The following is a 9,953-nucleotide window of genomic DNA, read 5'->3' as shown; positions in this document are numbered from 1 at the left end:
AGGGGAGTACTCCTTGGAGCGTTTTATATTTAATTGCACCTAGCTACTTAGCAGCTAAATTGCTTGTATGAATGCAGCCTGAACGATCGCTTCACACGTTAAGAAATAATCTTAAACAAGCTGCGTCCAACTCTCTGAAGCAAGGCTAATACAGCAGTTTAAGTCATGAGGATTAGTATTACATGACAGTTCGATCGCAATATTGAAACACCGTAGAATCAGTCTGCAAAACCCCTAGATTGTACAACTCAGATCACCCGATCGCTGGGTAAAGCGCAGATTTTCTCGATAGTCAACGGGGCAATCGATGACAGCAGGAACGTCTTGGGCAAGGGCTTCTTTGAGCGTCGGAATCAGATCGGCGCAGGATTCGACTCGATAGCCCTTGAGTCCCATGCTTTCGGCAAACTTGACAAAATCGGGATTGCCAAACTTGATGAATGAGGAATGCCCAAAGTGGTTATGTTGTTTCCATTCGATCAAGCCATAGCCGCCATCGTTGAAGATGATTGTGACAAAAGGCGTGTTGACTCTGAGCGCGGTTTCTAGCTCCTGACAGTTCATCATAAAGCCGCCGTCTCCCGTCACTGCGACTACTTTATGAGTGGGATGGACGAGTTTAGCTGCGATCGCTCCTGGTATCGCAATCCCCATCGCCGCAAATCCATTAGAAATAATGCAAGTGTTGGGGCGGTGACAATGATAGTGTCTAGCCATCCACATTTTGTGTGCGCCGACATCCGAAATTACAATATCGTCGGGCCCCATCACCTGCCGCAAATCGTAAATAATCTTCTGAGGCTTGATGGGGAAACCAGCATCTGCGGCATATTGCTCGTAGTCTGCACGAATGTCAGCCCGCAATTCTAACGACTGGGGGACGGGCTTATCGGTGCGATCGCTGCGATTCAAAATCTCTTGCAGCGCATCAGAAATATCGCCCACCACCTCAGCAACGGGAATGTAGCTGCTGTCTACTTCAGAAGGCGTACCGTCAATGTGAATGATCGGAACGGTGCCGTCAGGATTCCACTTTTTGGGTGAATATTCAATCAAGTCATAGCCGATCGCAATCACCAAATCAGCTTGATCAAATCCACAGCTAATATAGTCTCGCTGCTGCAACCCAACCGCCCACAGCGCCAACGGATGCTCAAACGGAATCACACCCTTGCCCATAAAAGTATTGGCTACAGGAATATTCAATTGAGTTGCAAACTTAGTCACCATGTCGCTGGCGTTGGCTCTGATCGCTCCATTGCCTACTAGAATCAGCGGATTTTTGGCATGAGAAATCGCGATCGCTGCCTTCTCAATGCTATGAAACGAGGCGTAGGTTTTTTCGATATTGTCAGTTGCCAAAGGTTTACCGACTACAGGCATGGCGGCGATGTTTTCGGGCAGATCAATATGGACGGCTCCCGGTTTTTCAGATTGGGACAGCTTAAAGGCTTTGCGGACAATTTCAGCGGTGTTGCTGGGGCGAACGATCTGCGCGTTCCACTTAGTCACCGGAGCAAACATGGCCACCAGATCCAGATATTGATGAGATTCGATATGCATTCGATCGGTGCCCACCTGTCCAGTAATGGCAATTAGAGGAGCGCGATCGAGGTTCGCATCTGCCACTCCGGTCATCAAGTTAGTCGCCCCTGGGCCGAGCGTCGATAGACAAATTCCCGCTTGCCCAGTGAGTCGCCCATAGACATCGGCCATAAAGGCGGCCCCTTGCTCGTGGCGCGTGGTAATGAACTGAATCGAGGAATGTTGTAGCGCTTCCAAAACGTCCAGGTTTTCTTCTCCAGGCACGCCAAAAATGTAGCGCACACCTTCGTTCTCCAGACAGTGCACCAGGAGTTCAGCCGTATTCATGTCGCCCATATTGCCCCCAGAAAAAGTTTTAGCCAGGTCAGAAAGAGGTTTGACCGAATGTTGTAGAGTACAGTCGCAAGTCTCGCCTCGTTTATAACTTACATCCTTGAGAAGTCACCCCTATTTTTCCCAGACCGTTTTGATGTTGACAAACTCGTGGATGCCTTCTCTGCCCAATTCGCGACCATAGCCCGATCGCTTGATGCCCCCAAAGGGAAGTCGTGGATCAGATTTGACCATACCGTTGATAAAGACTGACCCGGCTTCGATCTCATTGACGAGGCGATCGCGTTCCGCAAAATCGTTCGTCCAGGCGCTGGCTCCCAACCCAAAGGGCGAATCGTTGGCGCGATGAATAGCTGCATCCAGATCAGGAACGCGAAACAACAGCGCAACCGGGCCAAAGATTTCTTCTGACTCTGCCGGACTGCCAACCGGGATCTCGCTCAAAATCGTCGGCGCATAGAAGTTGCCCGGACGCTCGATCGGCGCTCCCCCAATCAAAACTTTGGCTCCTCGTTTGACCGCTTCTTGTACCTGTTGGTCAATGTCTTTGAGAATATTAGGAGTCGCCAGCGGGCCAATTTCTGTCTCAGGCAACATTGGATCGCCCACCTTCAGCGCACTGTATTTTTGAATGAGACGCTTGGTGAATTCATCGGCGATCGCTGCCGCCACAATAAACCGCTTGGCTGCAATACAAGACTGACCACTGTTGAGCATTCTCGCCGTCACCGCCGTCGAAACCGCTACCTCCAAATCCGCACTGGGCATGACGATAAAGGGGTCGCTGCCGCCCAATTCCAACACCACTTTTTTGAGATGCTGTCCGGCGATCGTTGCCAAACTAATCCCTGCGGGTTCGCTTCCAGTCAGGGTGGCTGCTTTGATGCGATCGTCCGCCACGATTCCTGCCACTTTATCTGCCCCAATCAGCAACGTCTGAAAAGCGCCTGTGGGAAAGCCCGATCGCGTGAGAATCTCTTCGATCGCCAGGGCAGACTGTGGCACATTAGAAGCATGTTTGAGTAAGCCCACGTTGCCCGCCATGAGAGCAGGAGCCGCAAATCGAAACACCTGCCAAAACGGAAAATTCCACGGCATCACAGCGAGAATTACACCCAACGGCTGATAGCGCACAAAGCTCTGAGTTGCGTCTGTCATGATCGGCACGTCTGACAAAAACTCAGCCGCATGTTTTGCATAAAACCGACAAACTGAAGCCGATTTTTCAACTTCTGCGATCGCGGCCTTCAATGGTTTGCCCATTTCCAGCGTCATTAATTTGCCAAAGCGATCGCGCTCCTCTTCTAAAATCTCAGCCGCACGAGTCAGCCAGATTGCCTTTTGAGCGATCGGAATGCGGCGATACTCCAGAAAAGTTTGTTGGGCGCGATCGATTCGATTTTCCAACTCTCGATCACTGAGCGCGTCAAATGTTTTTAGGGTTTCTCCAGTTGTTGGGTTAGTTGTAGCGATACCCATGACCCACACCTCCAGGTTAAATTTGGGCAGCGATTGTGAAGGTTAATTCCTTCGGTCACTCCCATTGTGAATCCTCTCCTCAATTGTCTATTAAAATTTCAGACACCGCCATTTTTCTTAAAGGCTTGTTTCCTGTTTTAGGGTCATATCTGTAACTTTATAGCTCAATCACTCTTAGCAGTACTGAGTCAATTCAACTGCTGAAATAAGCTTGCTTTTAATCAATGATTGAGTCACCTAACAGACCTTAGAAGTCTTGTGAACCGTTTGTTTGTTTAAGCGTGAAAACGTTTAATTCATTACAAATTTAGATGTAAACCACGAAACATCGATCGCTCATAGGAGAATTAAATAATTAGCTGCCTTGTAATTTGTGATACTGGGACTCAATTTACAATGTGCTGAAATGTGCTAACTATAGGAGCGGTCAAGAAGATATTGAAAGCTTAATTAATTATAATTTTTGAGCATTCACTCATTCTTTACCGTAGGATTGACTAATTAGATTGCTTAAGCTCTTATAGTCAGCTTGCAGCTTCTCTCGACGAGAAAGGGAAATTGTCAACCTGCGAAGCCATTCTAAGCTATTGCAAACCACTCATCAAAAGCGGCTCTTTAGTCGCCAAAGCGCTTTGTTAATGGTTATTAGGCTAGTGGATTGATGGAGCGAGCTAAGTGCTTGGACTGACCTTAGAACTTAAAAGATACGGATCTATATGAATATGAGCGTAGGCCGTAGCAAGCCCTTGATCCTGGCTGTGGACGATAACCAGGACAATCTTTTCCTACTTGAATATCAACTTCCCGAAGTCATTGACTGCTTTTTACTCACTGCGACAGATGGCGAAACAGCACTGACTCTGATCGCCGAGAAATCTCCCGACCTTATTCTGATGGATCTCTTACTACCAGGCATCGATGGAGTTGAAGTGATTTCTCGGCTCAAGCGATCGCCCGATACCAGCCATATCCCAATGATTGCTTTAACCGGACTGTCACAAGAGGACGCAAACGATCGTTTAAATCAGTCCCGCTGTGACGACTATTTATGCAAACCCTACGATTTAGAAGACTTGCAGACGATTATTCATCGCCATCTGAAGGTGCATTCTCTCCTCTAGGGCGACGGGCGTTGTTTTGCGATTCCCGAAACTGAGGCGTATCAGCCAGTACCGCGATCGTACCTGTGCGTCCCGTCTCAAACGTAGCATCGCTCAACACATCAATCACATCAATTCCTATCACTTCTTTAATTAATTCACTTAGCTGAGGATGCATGGCTTTGTCCAGGTCATCTCTCACTTTTTCGGCTAGTTCTTCTTGACCATTGTCTACCAAAACCTTCTCTGGCTTAGTGATGGAGTCTTCTAAAATAATCACCACTTTGCCATCAAAAATTTGGCACTGTACACGGCTGGGCTGATGTCCAAGTTGAGTCCGATAAAGGGCTTGGATTTTTTGAGAAAGGGTACGTTCTAGCTGTCCACGAGTGGGAGTTGTTGTCATATCCATTAGTAGCAATATTAGGTATCCATAACAAAGTTGTCTTTGTCTTAGTATTGTTGCAGTTCAACGATCGGATATAATCCGCCTCAAGATGGGTTTAAACTATCGTGTAGAGAAATGGCGTAGAGAAATCGAGAGAGTCAGACTTAAGTGTTACAAATGGGTCTGATTATAGGCTTTAGTTCCCAACAATTTAAAGCTTATTCTAATGTTCTTTAACAGTTTTATACGGTAAAAGGCTGTTTTGATCACACAGTTGGTAACTGAAACCTTTAGCGTGAGTAACCCCTTAGAGATAACTCGAAGCGACCCCTTGCGGGTAACTCGAAGAGACCCCTTGCGGGTAACTCGAAGAGATCGCTTTATCTAGTTTCTATCCAACCATTGACGATCGTAAGCGCGATCGACAGCAAGATCAAAACCCACAGGATAAAGCCTGGAATAAAGGTAAGCAGCCCAATTCCTCTGAGCAGCCACACGATCGCCGTTAGCCCCAAGACAACTAAGTACACAACGGCTCTCGAATTCGTCGATCGACTCATAGCAGGTTCCTCAACAGCATTAAAACATCTAGATCAGCAATTGGCTTTACTGTTTTGCTTGCAAATTCTCAGACCAAATTCTCAGACCAATTTCTCAGACCAATTTCTCAAAACCGACCTCTCAAACCTGAGACAGAATATCCCGGATTTTTGTCAGTCAATAATGCGAAATTGACGGGAAGATTAAGAGTATACAAACTTGCGAGCGTGTGATGGTGAAAGCAACTCGATCGTCATACACTCTAGCTTAGACTGCTGGAACGGATGAGGAGTGAAATCAAAATGGCTGCTTCTATCGAACCCAACGCGATCAATTTCAGTGTTGCCAATCAATCTAGGGGACAGATCGATCGGATAGCCCTTCTACAAGGCGAAGTTTTACTGACCACACGCGCTTATTCTGCCTGGGGTGGGGCGGTCACTGCTCGACTATACCTGCCTTTGACTCCAGATCAAGTCTGGCAACAGCTTACCGATTATCCTCGCTGGACACAATATTTTCCTGATGTTACCCACAGTCAGGTGTTGCACTCAGGAATTAACGCTTCAAACAGTGCAAAGCGGCAGGTCAAACGGCTCTATCAAAGTGCCAGCAAAGCTTTTTTGGTCTTTAGTGCACAAGTTGAAATCTATCTCAAAGTTTTAGAAACTCACCATCAGCGAGTTCAGTTTTATCTAGAATCGGGCAGCTTTAGTGACTTTTTTGCCGACCTCAGCCTCGAAGCCTACGAAAACGGCACTGTTTTAACCTACTCCGTTCAGGCAACTCCGACGATTCCTGTCCCTGGACTCTTGATCGAGCAAGCCATCCGCTTGGATCTGCCAACCAATCTGAGACAAATGCGCCGAGTCATGTGCGCCTGAAAAGCTGCGAGATCGGGTGTGTCAGGCAAATTATCCCGCTTCACACCCGTTGAATTCACAGCATCAAACCGCTTCGCCAAACACTTGATTGAAGACTTTCTCAACTTTGTAGCCAGAATCGATCGATTCCATCGGGTCTTTTCTCAAACGGTGCCGGAGACACAGAGTGGCGACGCGACGAATATCATTAACGGTGACTTCGGTACGACCTTCAAAGGCAGCGATCGCTTTAGCAGCCCGGTTAGTGACAATATCGCCGCGCAGTCCGTCTACATCTAACTCTGAGCAAACCTGAGAAATCTTGACGCGCAGATCATATTCAATGGCGATCTTCTTCAGCCGTTCTTGAGCATTGACCAACTTTTGCTGAAGGGCATCCTGTTCGGTTTGATATTTCTCCAAAAAGGATTGGGGGTCTTGATCAAACTCGGTGCGCTGTTCGACAATCTGAACTCTCAAAGCAGGTTCTTTAACGGTGCGAATCTCGGCGTGCATCCCAAAGCGATCGAGCAGTTGGGGGCGCAGTTCTCCTTCTTCGGGGTTGCCAGAGCCGACTAAGACAAATCGAGCCGGGTGCCGAATGGAAATGCCTTCTCGCTCAACCGTATTCCAGCCAGAAGCGGCAGAATCGAGCAGCACATCGACTAAGTGATCATCCAAAAGATTGACTTCATCGACGTAGAGAATACCGCGATTGGCCTTAGCGAGTAACCCCGGCTCAAAGGCTTTTACCCCTTCAGATAGGGCTTTCTCAATGTCGATCGTTCCACAAACGCGATCTTCGGTTGCCCCCAGCGGCAGATCGACCATGATCACTTTTTTCTGAGCGACGGGCACGTCTTCACCCTGCTCGATCAGTTGCCGCACCGCATCCGCCATCATTTCAGGATCACTGGGATGGCTGTTAAACGGATCGTCCGCAACCACTTCGATCTCTGGCAACAGGTCAGCCAACGCCCGAATCGTCGTGGATTTGCCCGTGCCGCGATCGCCCATGATCATCACCCCACCAATTTTGGGATCGATCACATTGAGCAGGAGGGCCAGTTTCATTTCTTCTTGACCGACGATCGCGGTAAAAGGAAAGACGGCACGACGGCGAGGAAAGGGCGCGAGGGCAGACCGCCCGTTTTGGGAAGTAGCTTCTGTCGTAAAGGTCACGAGATTACCTACGAAATTAAAGAAATTTTAATCAGCGTATCCAATTGTGACATATCACCGGGGGCTAAAATCTTTGACCTTGAACGGTTCTACCAAGTAACCCTGGAAGTTGAAGAGTGAACAACCGACTTCACGCTATGATAAGGCACCGGATTTTAGCTGGCCCACGCCATGAGCAACGAACGATTAGAAGTCATTGATGCCCGCCTCGAAAACCTCACCGCTGTTAGCATTCGCACCGCAAGCAGCCTCGAAGCCTCTGCCTACCAGATTGGGCTGATGGCTGAAGGCATTACTGCTGTGAGACAGGATATTTCTGAGATACGTCAGGAAATGGCAGAAATGCGCGTCTGGATGGCTGAGTTTCGAGAGAGTTTGAGAGATCTCAGGATAACCGTTGACCGAATCATTGAAGCGACTGACCGAATCATTGAAGCGACTGACCGAATCGCTGCAACGGCCGAGCGACAAGCTGCAACGGCCGAGCGACAAGCTGCAACGGCCGAGCGACAAGAACAGAATATTTCTCGACTGGTGGCGATCGTTGAGCGTCAGGCACAGATGATGGGAGACTTGTTGCCAAGAACGTCATAGAAGGGGCAAAGCCGATCTCTTCGAGTTACCCGCAAGGGGTCGCTTCGAGTTACCCGCAAGGGGTCGTTTCGAGTTACCCGCAAAGGGTCACGTGATTCTAAAATGCCCATAGGTGATCAACAACGGATTTCAACGATGGCTAATCCAATTCCAGTCGTGGTGAATGGTGCAACGGGCAAGATGGGGCGCGAAATCGTGAAGGCGGTGTCTCAAGCAAGCGACATGACGCTAATCGGAGCCTTATCCAGAAACCCTGACCTTGTAGGGCAAGACATTGGTGAAGTGATTGGCTGCGGAGCCTTAGAGGTGCCGATTCTCAATGAGTACGAATCGACGATGGCCATGCTGTCTCAAGAGCGCGAATTGGGCGTGGTTGTAGATGTGACTCACCCGGATGTAGTGTATGGCAACGTGCGATCGGCGATCGCTTACGGAGTGCGCCCCGTCGTTGGCACCACAGGGTTAACGGCTCAACAGATTCAAGACCTGGCAGAATTTGCCGACAAAGCCAGTACCGGATGTCTGATCGTACCCAACTTCTCGATCGGCATGGTTCTGCTTCAGCAGGCGGCTGTGCAAGCGTCTCAGTACTTTGACCACGTTGAAATCATTGAATTGCACCACAACCAAAAAGCTGACGCACCAAGTGGCACAGCCGTCCAAACGGCCCAAATGCTGGCTGAGATGGGCAAAACCTACAATGCTCCGATAGTGGACGAGACCGAAAAAATTACTGGAGCGAGAGGGGCCCAGGCTGATGAAGGGATTCGGATTCACAGTATTCGTCTACCCGGCTTGATCGCCCATCAAGAGGTCATTTTTGGGGCACCCGGTCAAATCTACACCTTGCGCCACGACACGAGCGATCGCGCTTGCTATATGCCCGGTGTCCTCCTCTCGATTCGCAAAGTGTTGCCGCTCAAGACATTAGTGTACGGTCTAGAAAAAATCCTGTAGCTCTCGATTAGCCTTTCATACAGGACATTTCATTCCACCTCACGCCTCACGCCTCACGCCTCACGCCTCACGCCTCACGCCTCATCAAGCCAAGATGAAGTTCTAAGTCACTTTCTCTGTAAAACCACGCAATAGGGTAATATCTCAGCAGAATTTAACCCAACGCTGCAATATAGCGAGATCTCCTCCTGGTTGACTGACAAAACTCCTGAAGCCCCCGTTTTTTGTAGGTTGGTGTTGAGCAACGCGAAGCCCAACAGTCGCCTCTCTCACGTTGGGTTTCACCGAGTTCAACTCAACCTACTGGAAAAGATCTGTCAGTCAATCAGAGTTACAAGTTCAAGGACGTTTCCTAAATTCCTCCTAAGTGAAGAACTTTGAACCGGAAATCTGGTCTGAAAGTTTCTCAAAATTGGCAGCTTGGGAGGCAGACGCTTGATACCGAAGCAAAAAAGCCTTGTTGAACTGACGGCAGCTTTAGGTAGCCTCAAACCTTACGATATCCGCGATGAAATTGGCTGATCCGGAAAAGCGATCGACCGTTTATTTGATCAAAATAGAGACACTTGAGAACATATTGCTTTGGTTAAACCGTCTCAAAAATAAGCGCGAACTGCGTTAAATTTGTCATTCTAAATATCAGTCGATTTGCTTCTCAGACCAATGTTAATGATCAAATCTCTCGCCTGATCGAGTTTCACTACCCAATATTCGATTTTCCGGATTCCCATCCGAGGTGAGTGCAAGAAGTCATTACAACGATTAGCTGTTTGAGATTTAAAGCTGGCAGGCGGTCAGTCCTGACAAGTGGTCAGTTTTTATATCACACCTTAATGATTGGGCGACGGTCTTACGTCCAACCAGCCTTTTAACAATCTGTAAGTGATAGTTCACGGCACGATCGGGCTGATTCTAATTTCAGTTTGATTGACTGTTGAAATTGTGATTTTAATCAATGCCGACTTAGCGCTA

At 48.3% G+C, this 9,953-nt stretch carries 9 protein-coding genes; 4 read left to right on the top strand and 5 right to left on the bottom strand.

Going from position 1 to position 9,953, the window contains the following annotated elements; translation table 11 throughout:
• Positions 1-234: 234 nt before the first annotated feature.
• Together ACKFKH_RS30375 and ACKFKH_RS30370 are read right to left on the bottom strand one after the other, a co-directional pair.
• Complete coding sequence (locus tag ACKFKH_RS30375; protein ID WP_446862113.1) at positions 235-1,881, bottom strand: acetolactate synthase large subunit; 1,647 nt, start codon at positions 1,879-1,881, stop codon at positions 235-237.
• A gap of 111 nt (positions 1,882-1,992) precedes the next feature.
• Positions 1,993-3,357, bottom strand: coding sequence for an NAD-dependent succinate-semialdehyde dehydrogenase (locus ACKFKH_RS30370; protein ID WP_446862112.1), 1,365 nt, complete (start codon positions 3,355-3,357; stop codon positions 1,993-1,995).
• A 722-nt stretch (positions 3,358-4,079) separates the two neighbouring features.
• On the opposite strand from ACKFKH_RS30370, the gene ACKFKH_RS30365 reads away from it, so the two are divergent.
• A complete protein-coding gene (locus ACKFKH_RS30365; RefSeq protein ID WP_446862111.1) occupies positions 4,080-4,478 on the top strand; it encodes a response regulator in 399 nt (132 codons plus the stop codon).
• On the opposite strand, the gene ACKFKH_RS30360 is transcribed toward ACKFKH_RS30365, so the two are convergent.
• Entirely contained in the window at positions 4,441-4,863 is a 423-nt protein-coding gene (locus tag ACKFKH_RS30360; protein ID WP_446862110.1) for a DUF2294 domain-containing protein, read from the bottom strand. The two genes, ACKFKH_RS30365 and ACKFKH_RS30360, sit on opposite strands and share 38 nt — an antisense overlap.
• Positions 4,864-5,225: 362 nt before the next feature.
• Positions 5,226-5,405, bottom strand: a complete 180-nt coding sequence (locus ACKFKH_RS30355; RefSeq protein ID WP_446862109.1) for a hypothetical protein — start codon at positions 5,403-5,405, stop codon at positions 5,226-5,228.
• A 282-nt stretch (positions 5,406-5,687) separates the two neighbouring features.
• On the opposite strand from ACKFKH_RS30355, the gene ACKFKH_RS30350 reads away from it, so the two are divergent.
• A complete protein-coding gene (locus ACKFKH_RS30350) occupies positions 5,688-6,269 on the top strand; it encodes an SRPBCC family protein (RefSeq protein ID WP_446862108.1) in 582 nt (193 codons plus the stop codon).
• Between the two features lie 63 nt (positions 6,270-6,332).
• Here ACKFKH_RS30350 and bchI read toward each other — a convergent pair whose 3' ends face one another.
• Positions 6,333-7,430: a magnesium chelatase ATPase subunit I gene (bchI, locus tag ACKFKH_RS30345; protein WP_446862107.1), complete on the bottom strand. Its 1,098-nt coding sequence runs from the start codon at positions 7,428-7,430 to the stop codon at positions 6,333-6,335.
• Positions 7,431-7,601: 171 nt separating this feature from the next.
• On the opposite strand from bchI, the gene ACKFKH_RS30340 reads away from it, so the two are divergent.
• Together ACKFKH_RS30340 and dapB are read left to right on the top strand one after the other, a co-directional pair.
• Complete coding sequence (locus ACKFKH_RS30340) at positions 7,602-8,024, top strand: hypothetical protein (protein ID WP_446862106.1); 423 nt, start codon at positions 7,602-7,604, stop codon at positions 8,022-8,024.
• Positions 8,025-8,159: 135 nt separating this feature from the next.
• Entirely contained in the window at positions 8,160-8,981 is an 822-nt protein-coding gene (gene dapB / locus ACKFKH_RS30335; RefSeq protein ID WP_446862105.1) for a 4-hydroxy-tetrahydrodipicolinate reductase, read from the top strand.
• The last annotated feature ends 972 nt before the right edge of the window (positions 8,982-9,953 follow it).

The organism is Phormidesmis sp. 146-20, from assembly GCF_052939475.1.
This window is presented reverse-complemented; position numbering and strand designations above follow the sequence as displayed.